This is a genomic window from Mesorhizobium sp. M8A.F.Ca.ET.207.01.1.1 (assembly GCF_004794715.1).
Taxonomy (GTDB): domain Bacteria; phylum Pseudomonadota; class Alphaproteobacteria; order Rhizobiales; family Rhizobiaceae; genus Mesorhizobium.
The window spans coordinates 434,132-454,373 of the sequence record NZ_SRUS01000002.1 but is presented as its reverse complement, the minus strand read 5'-3'; the positions used below and the strand labels follow the sequence as shown (position 1 = coordinate 454,373).

Here is a 20,242-nt window from a genome sequence, read left to right as displayed (position 1 = left end):
CAATTCCGGACTCGTTTCCGGCGCGAGGAAAGAGCGCAACGGACATGTCGCAATTCACGGTGCAGCCGCTTCTCGACACCGGCACCGTCAGGGTCAGGGACGTCGTCTGCGGCGGCGAGTGCCGGCACAGGAGCGATGAGGAATGCACCGCGGCCACGCATCTGGTGTTTCCCTATCGCGGTGTCTTCGTGCGCCATGTCGGCCGCAACGACGCGGTGGCGGAAGCCAATCAACTGCTGTTCTTCAATGAAGCCGAGCCTTATCAGGTCAGCCATCCCATCGAGGGCGGCGACGCCTGCCTCGACCTCGTCATCGAGGACGGTCAATTGCGGGAGCTGGCGCCGAAGGATCAGCTTCGCTCCGGCGGCACGCTGGCGTTTCGTCGTCAGCGCCGGCGCATCGACCCGCGCGCGCAGGCGCTGGTGGCGCTGCTGCGCCACAGCCTGAGCCGCAAGGTCGCCGAAACGCTGGAGGCCGAGACGCTCGCCCTGACACTGGTACGGCGCTCGCTTGGCGAGCGCACCTCGCATGTCGCGGGCGCCAGCCCTGGCCGGCAGAAACTGGTCGACCGCGCCAAGCTCGTGCTGTCGTCGGACCTGTCACGGCGCTGGACGCTGGCCGGGATTGCCGTCGAGGTCGGCGTTTCGCCGGTCTACCTGACGCAGGTGTTCCAGCAGGTCGAAGCCATGCCGCTCTACCGCTATCATCTGCGCCTGCGGCTGGCGCGTGCGCTTGACCTGCTTGGCCGTTACGACAATCTGACCACGCTGGGCATGGATCTCGGCTTCTCCAGCCACAGCCATTTCAGTGCCGCGTTCAAGCAGGTCTACGGGCGTACGCCGGCGGAATTCCAGCGTTCGATACGGTCGCGCTGACCGCAGGCGATGTCAGCCGCGCAGGGCAGCCATGGCGGCGGCATGAAGCTCCGGTGTCGCCGCCGCCAGCACATCGCCGCCATTCTCCGCCGGCCCGCCGTCGAAGGTGGTGACGACACCGCCGGCCTTCTCGATGATCGGGATGAGCGCGACGATGTCGTAAGGCTTCAGGCCGGGATCCGTGACGATGTCGACGCTGCCCGAGGCGATCATGGCGAAGGCATAGCAGTCGGCGCCGTAGCGGGCGAGTTGGACCTGTTTCTCGAACGCGTCATAGCGCGTGCGCGCTTCGCCCTTGAACAATGCCGGCGTGGTGGTGAACAGCGTCGCCTCATCGAGTTTTGTCGTCTTGCGGGTCGACAGTTTTCGCGGACCGCCCGGTCCCTCGTAATGCGAGCCGGATCCATTGGCGTAGAACAGTTCGCCGGTGAAGGGTTGCGCCATCATGCCGGCAACCGCATCGCCGTCGACCGTCAACCCGACCAGCGTCCCCCACACCGGCAGGCCGGAGATGAAGGCGCGCGTGCCGTCGATCGGATCGATAACCCAGACATGCCGGCTGGAGATGTTCTCGCTGCCGTGCTCTTCGCCCAGGATACCGTGGTCGGGGTACTCGGCCGATATCAGCGCCCGGATGGCGCGCTCGGCCTCGCGGTCGGCCTCGGTGACCGGATCGAAACTGCCCTTTTCCTTGTTGGCGACCGCGCCTTGGGCGCGAAAGCGCGGCAAGGTCTCAGCCGCTGCCGCTTGCGCGATACGGCGCATGAAATCGACGCTGATGTCCAACTGATTCTCCCGCGTTGCAGCATGCCCAGACAGTCGTTTGCCGTCACTTTCGTGCCAAAACAAGGGTGTTCGAGAATTTTCCGGCAGCGACAACTGTTGCTGAAATGTCACGTTTCTGTCAACGAAACGCAATTTCCACATCACTCTGAATTAAAAAAGCCTGAACGTCGCTTGACATTTGTGCGCTGCACAATACCCTCATTCTCGGATAGGGTTTCCTGTCCATGCCCTCCTTGGGCGTTTCCTCCCTAGACTTCGACCGTATCGTGCAAACGATGCGGTCTTTTTTTCAGCCGCTCCCGAAGCGTACCGCCCAAAACCACACGAGGGGTCTTCGGGCAGTCGCACGCATGGAACAAGGCGTGATCTTCACTCCGCGGCCAGCGGCAGGTCGATGAAATGGTGATCCGGCATCGCCATCAGGTCGGCCGAAAATCGCGTCAGATCGTCGGCCAGCGCGTCGAAGCCGGCGGCTTTCTCGAATGTCCGCTCATTCATGTAGAGCCCGCGATTGACCTCGATCTGCAGCGCATGCAGATGACGCGCCGGGCGGCCGTAATGTTCCGTGATGAAACCGCCGGCATAAGGCTTGTTGTGAGCAACGGTATAGCCCATCGCGGTCAATAGGCCGATCGCGGTTTCGGTCAGGGCCGCGGTGGCCGAGATGCCGAAACGGTCGCCGATGATGAAATCCGGCCGCAGCCCGTTGTCGCCGACACGGATGCTCGCCGGCATCGAATGGCAGTCGATCAGCACGGCAAAGCCGAAACGGGCGTGGGTCCGGGTCAAAAGCCGCTTCAGCGTTTCGTGATAAGGCTTGTAGACGGCTTCGATGCGGGCAACCGCCTCGGCGAGCGGCAAGCGGCCCGCATAGATGTCGAGCCCCTCGCCCACCAGCTTCGGCACGGTGCCGAGCCCGCCGGCCACGCGCGCGGAGCGGATGTTGCAGAAGGACGGCACCGGCTCGGCGAACATGCGCGGGTCGAGTTCCCATGGCTCGCGGTTGACATCGAGATAGGCACGCGGAAAATTTGCCGCCAGCATCGGCGCACCCAGCGCCACGGCGCCGCCGAACAGCTCGTCGACATAGCAATCCTCCGAGCGGCGGATGGCGTTGCGATCGAGCCTTGCCATGGCAAGGAAGCGTTCAGGATAGTAGCGGCCGCTATGCGGTGAATTGAAGAGGAAGGGGACGCGCTGCTCGGCGCCCGACCGGATTTCGAAGGGTGGAAAGACCGAAAAATCCTCGGCTGCCGTCTTCAATTTGAACGAACCCGAAAACACCAGTGCATCATGGCATGAAACTGCCACCTTGCTGGCCGCATGTCCAGCATTTCAGCCGTCGTGCCGCTTGGCAAATGTGGGGCAAGCGCGTCGGTGTTCACTTGATGTTTACTCTCACCTCCTCATATACAGGATGGTTAACGGGCCTGCCCCTCGGCAGTCTCGGCGGGTGATTCGGACGGGACAACATGGCACGCATTCTTCTGGCGGAAGACGACGACGATATGCGTCGGTTCCTCGTCAAGGCGCTGGAGCGCGCCGGTTATCAGGTCAGCGATTTCGACAACGGCGCCAGCGCCTATGAGCGGCTGCGCGAAGAACCATTCTCGCTGCTTCTGACCGACATCGTCATGCCGGAGATGGACGGCATCGAATTGGCGCGCCGCGCCACCGAGATCGACCCCGACCTCAAGGTCATGTTCATCACCGGTTTCGCCGCCGTCGCGCTGAACCCGGATTCCAAGGCGCCGAAAGACGCCAAGGTGCTGTCCAAGCCCTTCCACCTGCGCGACCTCGTCAACGAGGTCGAGAAGATGCTGCACGCGGCCTGAGCCGCCTTCCGCAAGCCGCCGGGGTCAGTCCACAGCCGCGGCGAGACGACGTGTTTTTCCTCTTTTCCTGCTATTGACGCGCCGGACCAAAAATGGTGTATGCGCGGCTTCGGATGGGCGTGTAGCTCAGCGGGAGAGCACTGCATTGACATTGCAGGGGTCACAGGTTCAATCCCTGTCACGCCCACCATCCAGATCCAAACCAGCTGAGTCGAAGAGATAGGGCGTAAGGCCTGGCCGCCGCTGCGTGCCCTGATTCCCCCACTGCCCTATTCCCTCATCGAATCATTGCGGTGTCGGGTCAGGCTATTCCCAGGCCTGTCAGCGAGTTTTGCGAAGGGGCAAGCCACAACACTCGAGTTGGCGGCCGCGGCCAACCTGTGTGCCACTCAGACGCCCGCGACGGCGCAGAGGCTCTTCATCCTGGCAACCGCCATCTCCGGGTCGGCCAGCAATCCAGCCTGATCGGCAAGGCGGAAGACTTCGGCATAATGGCGGATGCCGCGCGCCGACTGCATGCCACCGACCATCGCGAAATGGTCCTGGTGGCCGTTCAGCCAAGCCATGAAGACAATGCCGGCCTTGTAATATTCGGTCGGCGCCTCGAAGATTTTTCGCGACAACGGCACGGTCGGCGCCATCAGCGCGTCGTAGCCTGTACGGTCGCCGGCGGCCAGCTTCGCCAGCGCCGCATTGGCAACCGGCGCGATCGCGTCGAAAATGCCGAGCAGCGCGTGCGAGTGGCGCTTGCCGTCTCCGGCGATCAGTTCGGGATAGTTGAAGTCGTCGCCGGTGAACATCACCACGCCGTCCGGCAGCCGGTTCCTGAGCGCCACCTCCTTGCCGGCGTCGAGCAGCGATATCTTGATGCCCTCGACCTTGCCGGCATGGCGCTCGATGATGGCGACCACCGTATCGAGTGCGGTCTCGAAATCATCGCTGCCCCAATAGCCTTTCAGGGCCGGGTCGAACATGTCGCCCAGCCAGTGCAGGATCACTTTGCCGGAGGCCTGGCCCAGTATGCGGTCGTAAACCAAGGCATAGTCGTCCGGGCCCTTGGCGACGGCGGCCAGCGCGCGGCTGGCCATCATGATCGCCTTGCCGCCTTGCCCTTCGATGAAAGCGAACTGCTCCTCATAGGCGGCGATCACATCATCCAGTGTCCTGGCCGACGCCGGCGCCAGATGGTCGGTTCCGGCGCCCGAGGCGAGGTCGGCGTCAGCGACGGTCCTCGCCTCCGCGATTGATCGGCGGATCAATTCCCTCGCGCTCCGCCAATCGAAACCCATGCCGCGCTGCGACGTGTCCATCGCCTCGGCGATGCGGAAGCCGAGCCGCCAAAGATGATGGCGAAACGCCATCGTCCTGTCCCAGTCGACAACCGGCCGCGACCATGGATCGGTCATTTCCAGGGGATCGGCGACGACATGCGCGGCGGCATAGGCGATGCGCGGGAACCGCGCGCCGATCACCGGCTGGACCGGCTGTCCGACAAGCACGTAACCGGTGCTGCGGCCACCCGCGCCGGGCAAGGCAATATCCATCGATCTCTCCGTTTTCGGCATTTACTAAATGGAACGTTCCAATAAATCAAGAACCTTTAAGATTCGAAAGCGGCCGCCGACCAATGCTGCGTTGCAACACATGAAGCCTTGAATGGTATATCATTGGACCACGTATGATCGCCTCGCTGGATCGAGAAAAAATCCCGATTGACTCATCCACGGAGCAGGGATTAGAACGTTCCAATAAATTCGATTGAGAAAACCAGGAGGAGACATCTGGATGGCCAGCCGCGCCAAGGCGACGATCTTCGACATCGCCCGCGAGGCAGGCGTGTCCAAATCGACGGTGTCGCTCGTGCTCCAGGGCAGCGGGCTGATCCGCCCCGAGACCGCGGTCAAGGTTCGCAAGGCGATCGAGGATGTCGGCTATGTCTACAATCGCGGCGCCGCCAATCTGCGCAAGGCCCATTCCAACGTCATCGGCATGGTCATCAACGATCTCACCAATCCGTTCTTCGCTGAACTGGCAGTGGGCATGGAGCGCGTCTTCCAGTCGGCCGGCATCGTGCCGTTCATCGCCAACACAGCGGAGAACCCGGTGCGCCAGGAAGAAGTGTTGAAATCGCTGATGGAGCAAGGCGTCGCCGGCCTCATCGTCTCGCCGGCGCGCGGCACCACGCCAGGTGCCTTCCGGCGGCTGGAGATGGCGGGTGTGCCGGTCGTCTTCGCCATGCGCCGCTTGCCGGAAAGCCGCATCCCGGTGATCACGCCCGACAATCATCGTGGCGCCTATCTCGCTACCGCTCATCTCGTCGGCAAGGGGCATCGCCGCCTGGCCTTCTTCGGCGGCTCGTCCGACCTCATCGTCTATCATGAGCGCTTGGGCGGCTTTCGCGAAGCCTGCGAAACGCTTGGCATCGACCCCCGTGACGCGCTCATCATCGAGGGCGAGACAAACCGCAAGGGCGGCATGGCCTGCCTGGAGACGTCGCTCGCAATGGCCGAGCCGCCAACGGCGGCCCTCTGCTTCAACGATGCCGTCGCCTTTGGCGTCATGCTGGCGCTGCGCAAGCGCGGACTTGAGCCGGGCGCGGATTTCGCCGTCGTCGGCTTCGACGATGTGGTCGAGGCCGAACATTACATGCCGGCGCTGACCAGCGTCGCGGTGGACTCCGCCGGTCTCGGCGAACGTGCGGCCCACGTCATGATCAAGATGATCCAGTCGCGCACCACGCGCGCCGAGGACCATATCGGCGCCGTCAATCTCGTGGTCAGGGAAAGCTGCGGCCCAGATCGCCGTACGCGAAACAGGCCCGCGGCAACGGGAGCCGCGAGATGAGCATCAAATGGGGGCTGATCGGCGCCAGCACGATCGCCCGGCAATTCATGATCGACGCCATTCGCGCGCAAGCCGATGGCGAGATCGCGGCTGTAATGAGCTCCAGCGCCGAACGCGCCGCGGCCTATGCAAGGGAAAATGGCATTCCGGCCGCCGTATCTAACCTCGATGCCTTGCTCGGATCCGACATCGACGCCGTCTACATCTCGACCACCAACGAACTGCACCGCGAACAGGCACTCGCTGCGATCGAGGCAGGAAAGCATGTGCTGTGCGAGAAGCCGCTGGCGCTGACCAGCGCCGACGCGCGTAGAATGGTCGCCGCGGCCAAGGCCGCGGGCATCGTGCTCGGCACCAATCACCATCTGCGCAATGCCGGTGCTCACCGGGCGATGCGCGAGGCGATTGCCGCCGGCCGCATCGGCCAGCCCATTGCCGCGCGGGTCTTCCATTCCGTCTACCTGCCCGAGAACCTGCAGGGTTGGCGCATCGCCAGGCCCGAGGCCGGCGGCGGCGCGGTGCTCGACATCACCGTGCATGATGCCGACACGCTGCGCTTCGTGCTCGGCGACGATCCGGTCGAGGTTTCCGCTCTCACGCAATCGGCCGGCATGGCCGGCAGCGGGCTGGAAGACGGCGCCATGTGCATCTGGCGCTTCAAATCGGGCCTCATCGCGCAATCGCATGAAGGCTTCACCACCAGATTTGCCGACACCGGTTTCGAGGTGCACGGCTCGCAGGGTTCGCTGATCGCCCGCAATGTCATGACGCAGAAACCGGTCGGCACGGTGACGCTGCGCACCGCGGGTGGCGAGGAAGAATTGAGCTTCGACCGCGACAACCTCTACGTCAGGTCGGTGGGCCGGTTCCATGCCGCGATCCGTGGCGAGGATCAGCCCTCCGCCACTGGCGAGGACGGCATCTGGTCGCTCACAGCGGCCGAGGCGGCATTGCAGTCGGCCAATTCCGGCAGAGCCGTCAAGATCGACCCGAAACTCGGGAGCATGAATTGAGCAAGGTCGTTTCATCGGCGCAGGCAGCCAGCCTGATCAAGGACGGCATGGTCGTCTCGGTGTCCTCGTCAAGCGGTCTTGGCTGTCCGGACGCCGTGCTCGCCGCCATCAGCGAACGCTTCGACAGCGAAGGCCATCCGAAGGACATCACCACGCTGCATCCCATCGCCGCCGGCGACATGTATGGCATCAAGGGCATCGATCATCTGGCCAAGCCTGGCCTGTTGAAGCGCACGCTGTGCGGCTCCTATCCGTCCGGCCCCTCCTCCGCCGAACCGCCGCAGATCTGGAAGATGATCGGCGACAATTCCGTCGCCGCCTATAACGTGCCGTCCGGCATCCTGTTCGACATGCACCGCGAGGCCGCCGCCAAGCGGCCGGGCGTGCTGACCAAGGTCGGCCTCGACACTTTCGCCGACCCGCGCCACCAGGGCTGCGCCATGAACGCCGCCGCCGGCGAGCCGATCGTCTCGGTACAGCAGTTCGACGGCGAGGAATGGCTCTATTTCCGCGCCATCGTGCCGCAAGTGTCGATCATCCGCGCCACCACGGCGGACGAGCGCGGCAACCTGACCTACGAGCATGAGGGCGCCTATCTCGGTGGGCTGGAACAGGCGCTCGCCGCCCGCAACAATGGCGGCATCGTCATCGCGCAGGTCAAGCGCGTCGTCGAGAACGGCACGCTGAAGCCGCATGATGTGCGCGTGCCGGGCGTGCTGGTCGACCATATCGTCGTCGCGCCCGACCAGTTACAGACGACGCTGACACCTTACGATCCGGCGATTTCGGGTGAGATCTTCCGGCCGCTGTCGAGCTTCCGCAACGCTGAGATGAACGTGCAGAAGGTGATTGCGCGCCGCGTCGCCATGGAATTGCGCGACGGCATGGCCGTCAACATCGGCTTCGGCATCTCCGCCAATGTGCCGCGTATCCTTCTGGAAGAAGGCCAGCACGGCAAGGTCACCTGGGTGATCGAACAGGGTGCCGTCGGCGGCGTGCCGCTGCTCGACTTCAAGTTCGGCTGCGCCTCCAATGCCGAGGCGATCATGCCCTCGCCGCACCAGTTCATCTATTTCCAGGCCGGCGGCTTCGACGCTTCGCTGCTCTCCTTCCTGCAGATCGACCGCCACGGCTCGGTCAACGTCTCGAAACTTTCGGCGCGGCCGCATGTCACCGCCGGCGCCGGCGGCTTCGTCGACATCACGTCACGGGCGAAGAAGATTGTTTTCTCTGGCTTCTTCAACGCCGGGGCAAAGCTCTCGCTGGCCGATGGCGGCATTCGCATCGATGCGGAAGGCAAGGTCAAGAAAGTCGTCAATGAGGTTGAGCATATCTCCTTCTCGGGCAAGCGTGCCGTCGCTCAAGGGCAGGACATCACCTATGTCACCGAGCGCTGCGTGATGAAGCTGACGCCCGATGGGCTGATGGTGACGGAACTGGCGCCCGGTATCGACCTCGAGCGCGATGTGCTGGCACAGGCCGAAATCCCGCTCAACGTGGCCAATGACCTCAAGGTGACGCCGGCCGCGCTCTACCAGGATCGGCCGATCGGCCTGTCACTCAATGGCGGCGCCTCGCTTGGAGGCGCGCATGGCTGAGCGCCTCGTCACCTTCGAGCGGGATGGCGCGATCGGCATCGTCACCTTGCGCCGGCCCGAAAAATTCAACGCGCTCGACATCCCGATGCTGCGCGCGCTGGAGGCGGCGCTCGATGAGGCGGAAAGCGCCGAAGATGTCCGCGCCGTCCTCATATGCGGCGAAGGCAAGGGATTTTGCGCCGGCGGCGATGTCGAGGCCTGGGGCGGCATGAGTGCCGCAGATTTCCAGGTGCAATGGGTGCGCTACGGCCACCGTGTCTTCGACCGGCTGGCACGGCTGCGGCAGCCGACCATCGCCGTTCTGTCCGGCCATGCTCTCGGCGGCGGGCTGGAACTGGCTGTCGCTTGCGATTTTCGCGTCGCCGAAACCCAGGTGAAGCTCGGCTTCCCCGAGACCTCGATCGGTGTCGTCCCCGGCTGGTCCGGCACGCAACGCGCGGTGCGCCGCTTCGGCGCCCAGACGGTGCGTCGCATGGCTGTCGGTGGCGAGATTTTTCTGGCGGCTGAAGCGCTCGTGCTTGCCATCGTCGACCGCGTCGTCGAAACCGGCAAGGCGTTAGACGAAGCCAAGGCCTGGGCTGGGAAAATCGCCGAACGCGGGCCGCTGGCGACCGAAGCCGCCAAGCTGATGATCGCCGTTGCCGAAGGCGAGGAAAGCGCTGCCGCGACCGAAGCCCTGGCCAGCGGTTTCATAGCGCTCACCGGCGATCTCAAGGCCGGCGTCGGCTCCTTCAAGACCAAGCAGAAGCCCGTGTTTTCGCGTTCCTAGGACAGAGTGGAAATCACATGAATGCACCTCTGAAGATTTCCATGCCCGCCGAGGCTTCCGCCGCGCCCAAGGCGTACAAGCTGCTGATCGACGGCAAGCATGTCGATGCCCGCGACGGCCGTATGCTGGAACGCAAGAGCCCCGGCCACGGCTTCACCGTTTCGCACTATGCTCAGGCAGGGGCTGCCGAAGTGGAAGCCGCGATGCAGGCCGCGCACAGGGCGTTCGAGACCGGCGCTTGGCCGCGCATGAAGGCGGCCGAGCGCGCCGCGATCCTGCTCAAGGCGGCCGACCTGATCGAGGCACGGCTGGAAGACATCGCCCGCCTCGATGCGCTGGAATCCGGCAAGCCGATTACCCAGGCGCGCGGCGAGATCGGCGGCGCCGTCGACATCTGGCGCTATGCCGCCTCGCTTGCCCGCACGCTGCATGGCGAGAGCTACGCCAATCTCGGCGACGCCATGCTGGGCGTCGTGCTGCGCGAGCCGATCGGTGTCGTCTCGATCATCACGCCGTGGAATTTCCCGTTCCTCATCGTCAGCCAGAAACTGCCTTTCGCGCTGGCCGCCGGCTGTACGGCCGTGGTCAAGCCGAGCGAGATGACGTCGGCCTCGACCTTCGTGCTCGGCGACATCCTTCACGAAGCCGGCGTTCCCGCCGGCGTCGTCAACATCCTCGCCGGTCTTGGCGCCGATGTCGGCGCGCCGATGGTCAGCCATCCCCTGGTCGAGATGGTGTCGTTCACCGGTTCCACCCGCGTCGGCAAGATGACCATGGCGGCGGCCGCGAATTCCCTGAAGAAGGTTTCGATGGAACTCGGCGGCAAGAACGGCCAGATCGTCTTCCCCGATGCCGATCTCGAGGCGGCCGCCGATGCAGCGGTGTTCGGCGGCTTCTTCAATGCCGGCGAATGCTGCAACGCCGGCAGCCGGTTGATCGTGCACGAGGCGATCGCCGACGATTTCCTGGCCGCCGTGAAGACGGTGACCGCCAAGGTAACCGTTGGCGATCCGCTCGATATCAGGACCAAGGTCGGCGCGATGATTTCCTCCGACCATCTGGCCAAGGTGACCGATTACATCGCGGCCGCCGCGAGTGACGGGGTCCGCATCTACAGCGGCGGCGGGCAACTCCCTTCCAATGCCGGCCAATATCTCGATCCGACGATCTTACGCAACGTCACCGAAAACATGGCCGTCGCCCGCGAGGAAGTGTTCGGGCCGGTGCTCTCGGTGCTGACTTTTGAAACGATTGAAAAGGCGTTGCACATCGCCAACAACACGCCCTATGGTCTATCGGCGGGTGTGTGGAGCGCCAGCATCGACACCTGCATGTCGGTGGCGCGGGGCGTGCGTTCGGGGACGGTCTGGGTGAACACGTTCATGGAAGGTTATCCAGAACTGCCGTTCGGCGGCTACAAGCAGTCGGGCCTGGGCCGCGAACTCGGCAAGCGCGCCGTCGAGGACTATACCGAGGAAAAGACAATCCAGTTTCATCGCGGCCAGCGCACCGGTTGGTGGGTCGGCTGAGTTGGGAGACCCCGGCGGCATCCGCCGGTCACGTGAGTTGCAACAAGGGAGGAAGTACATGTTGCGCAAACTGCTTATCGGAACGGCTCTCGCTTCGAGCCTGGCTTTCGCGGCCCATGCCGAGGACGTCAAGGAAGTGCAGATGCTGCATTGGTGGACGTCGGGCGGCGAAGCGGCTGCCCTCAACGTGCTCAAGCAGGATCTGGCCAAGGAAGGCTATGCCTGGAAGGACGTGCCGGTGGCCGGCGGCGGCGGCGATGCCGCCATGACCGCGCTGAAGGCGATGGTCGCGGCCGGCAACTATCCGACCGCCTCGCAGATGCTCGGCTATACCGTGCTCGACTATGCCGCGGCCGGCGTGATGGGCGACCTCACCGAGACGGCGAAGAAGGAAGGCTGGGACAAATCGGTTCCGGCCGCCCTGCAGAAATTCTCCGTCTATGACGGCAAGTGGGTTGCCGCTCCGGTCAACGTCCACTCCGTCAACTGGCTGTGGATCAACAAGGCGGTGATGGACAAGATCGGCGGCGCCGAGCCGAAGACCTTCGATGATTTCATCGCCCTGCTCGACAAGGCCAAGGCGGCCGGCGTCACGCCGCTCGCGCTTGGCGGCCAGAACTGGCAGGAAGCCACCATGTTCGATTCCGTCGTGCTGTCGACCGGCGGGCCGGAGTTCTACAAGAAGGCGATGAACGACCTCGACGACGCCTCGCTCAAGTCCGACACGATGAAGAAGTCGTTCGACAACCTCGCCAAGCTCGTCACCTATGTCGACCCGAACTTCTCGGGCCGCGACTGGAACCTCGCCACCGCCATGGTCATCAAGGGCGATGCGCTGGTGCAGGTCATGGGCGACTGGGCCAAGGGCGAGTTCCACGCCGCCAACAAGACCCCGGGCACCGACTTCCTCTGCTACCGCTTCCCGGGCACAGACGGCTCGGTGATCTACAACTCCGACATGTTCGGCATGTTCAACGTCCCCGACGACCGCAAGGCGGCCCAGGTCGCTCTGGCCACAGCCACGTTGTCGAAGAGCTTCCAGTCGGCCTTCAACGTCGTCAAGGGTTCGGTTCCGGCCCGCACCGACGTGCCTGACACCGACTTCGACGCTTGCGGCAAGAAGGGTATCGCCGACCTGAAGAAAGCCAATGAAGGCGGCACGCTGTTCGGCTCGCTGGCCCAGGGCTATGGCGCCCCTCCGGCTGTCGCCAATGCCTACAAGGACGTCGTCTCCAAATTCGTCCACGGTCAGATCAAGACCTCGGACGAGGCCGTGACCGAACTGGTCAAGGCAATCGACGACGCCAAGTAAGCACTAGGCACCCAAACACCTTCCCCGCTCCGGCGGGGGAGGTTCCCGGTCCGTGAGGCCGGTCGGCCGAACGCCGACGGGAGGAACCCCATGAGCACAGTTGCGACAACCCAGATCAAGCTGACGCCGGAGCATGCCCGCCCGCGGGCCTCGGTGCGCTCGCGGCTGCAGGACGCCTTGCCCAAGATCGTGCTGGCGCCGAGCTTCGCCATCACCGTCGTCTTCGTCTACGGCTTCATCCTGTGGACGATCTACCTGTCCTTCACCAACTCCAAGACCTTTCCGTCCTACGCCATAACCGGCGCGCGCGCCTACCAGCGGCTGTGGAACTGGACCTTCGACACCGATCCGCCGTCGAGCTGGTACACATCGATCACCAATATGGGCATTTTCGGCTTTCTCTACATCTTGATCTGTCTGGCGCTCGGCCTGTTCCTGGCCATCCTGCTCGACCAGAAGATCCGCGGCGAAGGCGTCTTGCGTCCCATCTACCTCTACCCGATGGCGCTCTCCTTCATCGTCACCGGCGTCGCCTGGAAATGGTTCCTCGACCCTGGCCTCGGCCTCGAGCAGACGCTGCACCAATGGGGCTGGACGAGCTTCCATTTCGACTGGATCAAGAACAAGGATTTCGTCATCTACACGGTGGTCATCGCCGGCGTCTGGCAGGCCTCCGGCTTCATCATGGCGATGTTCCTGGCCGGCCTGCGCGGCATTGACGGCGAGATCATGAAGGCGGCGCAGATCGACGGCGCCACCACCTTCCAGCTCTATCGCCGCATCGTTATTCCGCTGCTGCGGCCGATCTTCCTGTCGGCCTTCATCGTGCTCGCGCACCTTGCCATCAAATCCTATGACTTGGTCGTCGCGCTGACCAGCGGTGGCCCCGGTGGCTCGGCATGGCTGCCTTCGAACTTCATGTATGAGTACACCTTCAAGCGCAACGAAATGGCCGTCGGTTCGGCAAGCGCCGTGATCATGCTGATGACCATCGTCGCCATCATCGTGCCCTATCTCTATTCGGAATTGAGGGAGAAGCCGCGATGAGCGCTATGACCACTCCCGCCCGCCAGGCCAGCGGCGGCATGAACGTCAAACTCGTCAACCGCATCGTCATCTACGGACTTCTGGCGCTGTTCGCCCTGTTCTATCTGATGCCGTTGTTCGTCATGCTGGTGACCTCGTTCAAGACCATGGACGAGATCCAGAACGGCAACATGCTTTCGCTGCCCAAGGCGCCGACCTTCGATCCCTGGCTGAAGGCCTGGGGCGAGACCTGCGTCGGCCTCACCTGCGCCGGCATCAAGGGCTATTTCTGGAACTCCATCAAAATGGTGGTTCCCGCCGTGCTGATCTCGACCATGCTCGGTGCGCTCAATGGCTACGTGCTGACCAAATGGCGTTTTCGCGGGGCGACGCTGGTGTTCGGGCTGATGCTGTTTGCCTGCTTCATTCCGTTCCAGTCCGTTCTGCTGCCGATGGCGACGATCCTGGGCAGCGTCGGCCGCTTCGGCGTGACGCTGCAAAACTCGATCGGCACCAGCTTCGGCCTCGGCAATTCGACGGTCAATCTGGTCTTCGTCCACGTCGTCTACGGCATCGGCTTCACCACGCTGTTCTTCCGCAACTATTACGAGGCGTTCCCGACCGAACTGGTCAAGGCCGCCCAGGTCGACGGCGCTTCGTTCTTCCAGATCTTCCGGCGCATCATGCTGCCGAACTCGATGCCGATCTTCGTCGTCACCGTCATCTACCAATTCACCAACATCTGGAACGACTTCCTGTTCGCCTCCGCCTATGCCGGCACCGGCGATGCGATGCCGATGACGGTGGCGCTCAACAACGTCGTCAACACCTCGACCGGCGTCGTCGAATACAACGTCAACATGGCGGCGGCGATGATCGCCGCACTCCCCACCCTTCTCGTCTATGTGCTCGCCGGCCGCTATTTCGTGCGTGGCCTGATGGCGGGCGCGGTCAAAGGATAACCCAATGGCTTTTCTGGAAATTGATGGTCTGAGGAAGCGTTTCGGCCAGGTCGAGATCCTGAAAGGGATTAACCTCGAGCTGGAAAAAGGCGGCTTCCTGGTGCTGGTCGGTCCTTCCGGCTGTGGCAAGTCAACCTTACTCAACACCATTGCCGGACTGGAGACGATCACCTCTGGCGATATCCGCGTCGACGGCCGCACCATCACCGATCTTCATCCGTCCAAGCGCGATATCGCCATGGTGTTCCAGAGCTATGCGCTCTACCCCAACATGACGGTCGCCGGGAACATCTCCTTCGGCATGGAAATGCGCGGCGTGCCGGCCGACGAGCGCCAGAAGGCGATCGACAAGGTGGCCAAGGTCCTGCAGATCGGCCATCTCCTGCAGCGCAAGCCGAGCCAGCTTTCCGGCGGCCAGCGCCAGCGCGTCGCCATGGGCCGGGCGCTGGTGCGCGACCCCAAGCTGTTCCTGTTCGACGAGCCGCTGTCCAACCTCGACGCCAAGCTGCGCGTCGACATGCGCATCGAGATCAAGCGCCTGCATGCCACCACGGGTACAACGATCGTCTATGTCACCCACGACCAGATCGAGGCGATGACGCTGGCGACCAAGATCGCCGTCATGCGTGACGGCGAGGTGCAGCAATTCGGCACGCCGGCCGAAATCTACAACAACCCCAGCAATGTCTTCGTCGCCGACTTCATGGGGTCGCCGGCAATGAACCTGATCCCGGCCACCATCGGCGGCAATGGCGGCGATCTGGCCGTCGTGCTCGATCGCGAGGCACGCCAGCCAATCACCTTGCCGATGGCCAACGCGCCGGCCGGATTGTCGGCATTCAAGGGCAAGCCGATCATCTTCGGCGTCCGCCCGGAGGCGCTTACCGATCCCGAAGGCGCGGAACGCAACGCCTCGCAAATCGCCACCGCCGATTGCCATATCGAGGTGGTGGAACCGGCCGGTTCCGACACTTTCGCCGTCACCAATCTCGGCGGCAAGGGCGTGGTGGCACGGCTGCGCGCCGATGCCAACATCCAGCCGGGCACCAGCACGCCACTGGCCTTCAACCTGACCAAGGCGGTGTTCTTCGATCCGGCGACCGAGAACCGTATTCGCTGATGCGTGTCGCCCAAAAGTGGACCCGGTTTTGGGGCAACGACATGCATCAAAACAAAGGACCTGAAGCGCGTCGCATGTGTCAATTCAATCGCGGCGCGCTTTAGGTGATGGCAAACCCCGATATCGTCATCATCGGTTCCGGCATCGGCGGCGCCACGATCGCTGCCGGTCTGGCCGGCAGCGGCGCCTCCATCCTGATGCTGGAGCGCGGCGAACCCTTGCCGGCGACCCCGCATGCGCGCGACACGCGCTCGATCTTCGTCGACGGCCACTACCGGCCGAAGGAGATGTGGCGCGAGGCCGGCGGCGACGCCTTCAACCCAGGCAATTACTACTATGTCGGCGGCAACTCGAAATTCTTCGGCGCGGTGCTGATCCGCTATCGCAAGCAAGACTTTTCCGACATGGAGCACTTTGGCGGCGTGTCGCCGGCCTGGCCGTTTTCCTATGACGAATTCGAGCCATGGTATTCGAAAGCAGAGCAGCTTTTCCGCGTGCGCGGCGCGCTGGGCGAGGATCCAACCGAGCCATTTCATTCGGTTCCCTATGCCTTCAAGCCGGTACCCGACGAGGCGCCGATCGCGCGTGCCCGCGCCGAGCTCAAGGGACTGGGCCTGCATCCGGCCTCCCTGCCACTCGGCGTCGACATAGAGACATGGCTGAAGGAGGGCAGGACCGGCTGGGACGCCTTCCCAAACACGGGCCAGGGAAAGATGGACGCGCAGACCGCACCGCTGGCAGCGGCATTGACCGATCCGAACATCAAGCTCGAGACCGGCGCCTATGTCGAATATCTCGAGACTGCCCCGGACGGCAAATCCGTATCCGCCATACATTATCGCCAGAACGGCGAGCTGAAAAAGCTGTCGCCGAAACTGGTCATCCTGTCGGCCGGCGCGGTCAATTCAGCGGTCATCCTGCTACGCTCGCCCTCACCCGGTAATGGCAAGGGGGGCGACAAGGGCCTGGCCAACCGCTCCGACCAGGTCGGGCGCAATTTCATGAACCACAATTCGAGCGCCATGCTGGCGATCGATCCGCGCCGCAGGAATGATGCCGTCTACCAGAAGACGCTGATGCTGAACGACTACTATTTGTCCGACGGCAAGGGCGGCAAACCGCTCGGCAATGTCCAGCTTCTCGGCAAGATCGACGGCAACATGCTAAGGGCCAATGTGAAGCGGGTGCCGAAATTCGCGCTCGATTACATGGCCAGCCATGCCGTCGACTGGTACCTGATGTGCGAGGACCTGCCCGATCCCGAAAGCCGCATCATGGTCGACGGGAAGGACATCGTCATGCAGTGGCGGCGCTCCAACATGCAGTCGCTCGATGGGCTGACCAAGGTGATGCGCGCGAATTTTCGCGCCTGCGGTTATCCCATCGTGCTGTCGCGCCCTTTCGACAAGCGTACGCCCTCGCACCAGTGCGGCACGGTGAAAATGGGCGACGACCCGGCGACATCGCCGCTCGACCCCTTTTGCCGCGCCTTCGATCACCAGAACCTGTTCGTCGTCGACGCCAGTTTTCTGCCGAACTCGGCGGCGGTCAATCCGGCGCTGTCGATCGCCGCCCAGGCGCTACGGGTGGCGGACCATATCCGCAAGAGCGAACTAGCATGACCGGTTTGCGCCGCCCCTCATCCGCCTGCCGGCACCTTCTCCCCGTGAAGGACGGGGAGAAGGGACCTGGCCGCAACGCCGGCGACCTTTTTGCAGCGCTGGCGATTGGCGAAAGCGGCGATGACAGCGTCCTTCTCCCCGTCACTATACGGGGAGAAGTGCCCGGCAGGGCGATGAGGGGCAGCGCTAGCATTCGCAAGGCTAGCGCCCCATGACGCGCCCTGCCGCCATAGTCACCGGCGGTGCACGCGGCATTGGATTGGCCTGTGCCGAGGCGCTCGCCGACGCAGGCTTCGATATTCTTGTCGCAGACCTAGCCGACCAAGCGCCGGCCAATCTCGCCGCCAATATCACCGCGCGGGCTGCAAAATTCGCCTATATCAGATGCGACATCGCCAATCTCGAAAGCCACGCCGACCTCGTCGATACCGCCATGCGTGCCTTCGGCCGCATCGACTGCCTGGTCAACAATGCTGGCATTGGCGCCGTCGTGCGTGGCGACCTGCTGGATCTCAAACCCGACAATTTCGACCGCGCGCTCGGCATCAACCTGCGAGGCACCGTCTTCCTCAGCCAAGCCGTCGCCAAGGCGATGCTCCGCCAGCCCGGCGATCATGCGAAATCGATCATCACCATCACGTCGGTCAGCGCCGAGATGGCCTCTCCAGAACGCTCCGAATATTGCATGTCGAAGGCAGGGCTTTCCATGTGGGTGAAGAACCTCGCGCTCAGGCTCGCCTCGGAAAACATCGGCGTGTTCGAGCTGCGGCCGGGCATCATCCGCACCGACATGACGGCGGGCGTGACCGCCAAATATGACGCGCTGATCGAAGGTGGATTGGTGCCGGCGAAACGCTGGGGCGAAGCCTCCGACATCGGCGCCATGGTGGCGGCGCTCGCTGCCGGCAGACTGGGCTTTTCGACCGGCTCGATCATCAATGTCGACGGCGCGCTCTCCGTGCCGCGGCTGTGAACGGATGAGACAATGACCGACTATATCATCGTGGGCGCCGGTCCGGCCGGCTGCGTTCTGGCCAACCGGCTGAGCGAGGATCCCTCCAATTCCGTGCTGCTGCTCGAAGCCGGCGGCAAGGACTGGCACCCCTATATCCATATGCCGGCGGGTTTCGCCAAGATGACCAAGGGCATTGCCTCCTGGGGCTGGTCGACCGTGCCGCAGAAGCACATGAAGGATCGCGTCTTCTGGTACACGCAGGCCAAGGTGGTCGGCGGCGGCTCCTCCATCAATGCGCAGATCTACACGCGCGGCAATGCCCGCGATTACGACGCCTGGGAGAAGGAGGAAGGGCTGGCCGGCTGGGGCTACCGCGACGTGCTGCCCTATTTCAAGCGCGCCGAGAACAACCAGCGTTTCGCCAACGATTTCCACGGCGACCAGGGCCCGCTCGGCGTGTCGAACCCGATTTCGCCGCTGCCGATCTGCGAGGCCTATTTCCGCGCCGGCCAGGAGATGGGTATCCCTTTCAACCCGGATTTCAACGGCGCTGCCCAAGCAGGCGTCGGCTATTACCAGCTGACCCAGAAGGATGCCCGGCGCTCTTCCGCCTCGGTCGCTTACTTGAAGCCGATTCGCGCCCGCAAGAATCTCACCGTCAGGACCGACGTGTTGGTCACCCGCATCGTCGTCGAGAAAGCCCGCGCTGTTGGCGTCGAGGTTGTAGATAAGCCGGGGGCTGAGACAAAAATCCTGCGCGCCGACCGCGAGGTGATCGTCTCGTCCGGCGCCATCGGCTCGCCGAAGCTGTTGATGCAGTCGGGCATCGGCCCGGCCGACCATCTGAAATCGGTCGGCGTGACGCCGGTGCACGATCTGCCCGGCGTCGGCTCCAACATGCAGGACCATCTCGACCTGTTCGTCATCGCCGAATGCACCGGCGATCACACCTATGACAATTACGCCAAGCTGCACCGCACGGCCTGGGCCGGCCTGCAATATCTGCTGTTGAAGAAGGGCCCGGTGGCTTCCAGCCTGTTCGAGACCGGCGGCTTCTGGTACGCCGACCCGACCGCCGCCTCGCCCGACATCCAGTTCCACCTGGGTTTGGGATCCGGCATCGAGGCCGGCGTCGAGAAATTGAACAACCCGGGCGTCACCTTGAACTCGGCCTTCCTGCGCCCGCGCTCGCGCGGCACGGTGCGGCTGAAAAGCGCCAACCCCGCCGACCATCCGCTGATCGACCCCAACTACTGGTCCGATCCCTATGACCGCGCCATGTCGCTCAAGGGACTGCGGCTGGCCCGCGAAATCATGCGGCAGAAGGCGCTGGCCCCATACGTGCTGCGCGAGGTGCTGCCCGGCCCATCGCTCGCCAGCGACGATGAGCTGATCGACTATGCCTGCCGCACGTCCAAGACCGACCACCATCCGGTCGGCACCTGCCGCATGGGCCATGACCAGATGGCGGTGGTGACGCCGGATCTCAGGCTGCGCGGTATCGACGGCTTGCGTGTATGCGACGCATCGGTGATGCCGCGTGTGCCTTCTTCCAACACCAATGCGCCGACCATCATGGTTGGCGAAAAGGGTGCTGATCTGATCCTTGGCCGCGAGCCGCTGGCGCCGGCGGTGTTTTCCGGCAATCGCGCTGCTTAGGGAGTGGTAAAATGATCAGACACTGTGTTTTCGCCAGATTTCGTAGCGATGTGTCCCCGACCGAGCGCACGGCCATCCACGCCGACCTCGAGGCCTTGCGACAGGTGATCGAAGGCATGGAGACGGTTCATTTCAGCGCCAATGTCAGCCCCGAGCCTTTCGCGCGGGGTTTCACCCATGGCTTCACCATCGACTTCCGCAATGCCGCGGCGCGCGACGCCTATCTGGTGCATGAGGCGCATCAGCGTGCCGGCGCCCGGCTGGTCGCGGCCCTCGAAGGCGGCACGGACGGATTGATGGTCTTCGATCTCGACCTTACGAAAAAGTGACCGCCGAC

The 20,242-nt window shown here is 63.6% G+C and carries 18 protein-coding genes and 1 tRNA gene; 16 read left to right on the top strand and 3 right to left on the bottom strand.

The features are described 5' to 3' along the window. Positions 1 to 44 precede the first annotated feature (44 nt). Positions 45 to 875 carry an AraC family transcriptional regulator gene (locus EN850_RS07060; protein WP_127278506.1) on the top strand — a complete coding sequence of 277 codons (831 nt, stop codon included), beginning with the start codon at positions 45 to 47 and terminating at the stop codon, positions 873 to 875. A 12-nt stretch (positions 876 to 887) separates the two neighbouring features. On the opposite strand, the gene hisN is transcribed toward EN850_RS07060, so the two are convergent. Both hisN and EN850_RS07050 read right to left on the bottom strand, forming a co-directional pair. Beyond that, entirely contained in the window at positions 888 to 1,661 is a 774-nt protein-coding gene (gene hisN / locus EN850_RS07055) for a histidinol-phosphatase (RefSeq protein ID WP_127869909.1), read from the bottom strand. A 369-nt stretch (positions 1,662 to 2,030) separates the two neighbouring features. Next, on the bottom strand, positions 2,031 to 2,972 hold the full coding sequence (locus EN850_RS07050; RefSeq protein WP_127869910.1) for an N-formylglutamate amidohydrolase: 942 nt from the start codon (positions 2,970 to 2,972) through the stop codon (positions 2,031 to 2,033). Between the two features lie 161 nt (positions 2,973 to 3,133). On the opposite strand from EN850_RS07050, the gene EN850_RS07045 reads away from it, so the two are divergent. After that, complete coding sequence (locus tag EN850_RS07045) at positions 3,134 to 3,496, top strand: response regulator (RefSeq protein WP_010911372.1); 363 nt, start codon at positions 3,134 to 3,136, stop codon at positions 3,494 to 3,496. Positions 3,497 to 3,611: 115 nt separating this feature from the next. After that, a tRNA-Val gene (locus EN850_RS07040) sits at positions 3,612 to 3,686 on the top strand. A gap of 199 nt (positions 3,687 to 3,885) precedes the next feature. Here EN850_RS07040 and EN850_RS07035 read toward each other — a convergent pair. After that, on the bottom strand, positions 3,886 to 5,040 hold the full coding sequence (locus tag EN850_RS07035) for a dihydrodipicolinate synthase family protein (RefSeq protein ID WP_135929313.1): 1,155 nt from the start codon (positions 5,038 to 5,040) through the stop codon (positions 3,886 to 3,888). 241 nt (positions 5,041 to 5,281) lie between these two features. Between EN850_RS07035 and EN850_RS07030 the strand changes: the two genes are divergently transcribed. The 13 genes from EN850_RS07030 to EN850_RS06965 all read left to right on the top strand — a co-directional run bounded on the left by EN850_RS07030 (position 5,282) and on the right by EN850_RS06965 (position 20,234). Then, positions 5,282 to 6,340 (top strand): LacI family DNA-binding transcriptional regulator, encoded by a 1,059-nt coding sequence (locus tag EN850_RS07030; protein ID WP_127869911.1) that lies wholly within the window; start codon positions 5,282 to 5,284, stop codon positions 6,338 to 6,340. Beyond that, complete coding sequence (locus EN850_RS07025; protein ID WP_136090894.1) at positions 6,337 to 7,353, top strand: Gfo/Idh/MocA family oxidoreductase; 1,017 nt, start codon at positions 6,337 to 6,339, stop codon at positions 7,351 to 7,353. The genes EN850_RS07030 and EN850_RS07025 overlap by 4 nt, the downstream gene beginning before the upstream one ends. Further along, positions 7,350 to 8,951 carry an acyl CoA:acetate/3-ketoacid CoA transferase gene (locus tag EN850_RS07020; RefSeq protein WP_136090893.1) on the top strand — a complete coding sequence of 534 codons (1,602 nt, stop codon included), beginning with the start codon at positions 7,350 to 7,352 and terminating at the stop codon, positions 8,949 to 8,951. Before EN850_RS07025 ends, EN850_RS07020 begins: the two co-directional genes overlap by 4 nt. Beyond that, positions 8,944 to 9,720, top strand: coding sequence for an enoyl-CoA hydratase/isomerase family protein (locus EN850_RS07015; protein WP_127279785.1), 777 nt, complete (start codon positions 8,944 to 8,946; stop codon positions 9,718 to 9,720). Before EN850_RS07020 ends, EN850_RS07015 begins: the two co-directional genes overlap by 8 nt. 17 nt (positions 9,721 to 9,737) lie before the next feature. Next, positions 9,738 to 11,249: an aldehyde dehydrogenase family protein gene (locus EN850_RS07010; protein ID WP_136090892.1), complete on the top strand. Its 1,512-nt coding sequence runs from the start codon at positions 9,738 to 9,740 to the stop codon at positions 11,247 to 11,249. A 58-nt stretch (positions 11,250 to 11,307) separates the two neighbouring features. Beyond that, the gene (locus EN850_RS07005) at positions 11,308 to 12,561 is read left to right on the top strand and encodes an ABC transporter substrate-binding protein (protein WP_136090891.1); all 1,254 of its coding nucleotides are present in this window, start codon (positions 11,308 to 11,310) and stop codon (positions 12,559 to 12,561) included. A gap of 90 nt (positions 12,562 to 12,651) precedes the next feature. Continuing rightward, positions 12,652 to 13,608 (top strand): sugar ABC transporter permease, encoded by a 957-nt coding sequence (locus tag EN850_RS07000; RefSeq protein ID WP_135881339.1) that lies wholly within the window; start codon positions 12,652 to 12,654, stop codon positions 13,606 to 13,608. Beyond that, on the top strand, positions 13,605 to 14,549 hold the full coding sequence (locus tag EN850_RS06995) for a carbohydrate ABC transporter permease (protein ID WP_135915027.1): 945 nt from the start codon (positions 13,605 to 13,607) through the stop codon (positions 14,547 to 14,549). Before EN850_RS07000 ends, EN850_RS06995 begins: the two co-directional genes overlap by 4 nt. A gap of 4 nt (positions 14,550 to 14,553) precedes the next feature. Beyond that, on the top strand, positions 14,554 to 15,669 hold the full coding sequence (locus EN850_RS06990; protein WP_127279212.1) for an ABC transporter ATP-binding protein: 1,116 nt from the start codon (positions 14,554 to 14,556) through the stop codon (positions 15,667 to 15,669). Between the two features lie 107 nt (positions 15,670 to 15,776). Then, positions 15,777 to 17,291, top strand: a complete 1,515-nt coding sequence (locus tag EN850_RS06985; RefSeq protein WP_136090890.1) for a GMC family oxidoreductase — start codon at positions 15,777 to 15,779, stop codon at positions 17,289 to 17,291. Positions 17,292 to 17,502: 211 nt separating this feature from the next. Then, positions 17,503 to 18,264, top strand: coding sequence for a 3-ketoacyl-ACP reductase (locus EN850_RS06975; protein ID WP_135929320.1), 762 nt, complete (start codon positions 17,503 to 17,505; stop codon positions 18,262 to 18,264). A 12-nt stretch (positions 18,265 to 18,276) separates the two neighbouring features. Beyond that, entirely contained in the window at positions 18,277 to 19,905 is a 1,629-nt protein-coding gene (locus EN850_RS06970) for a GMC family oxidoreductase N-terminal domain-containing protein (RefSeq protein ID WP_136090889.1), read from the top strand. Positions 19,906 to 19,916: 11 nt separating this feature from the next. Then, entirely contained in the window at positions 19,917 to 20,234 is a 318-nt protein-coding gene (locus tag EN850_RS06965) for a Dabb family protein (RefSeq protein ID WP_136090888.1), read from the top strand. Positions 20,235 to 20,242: the final 8 nt, after the last annotated feature.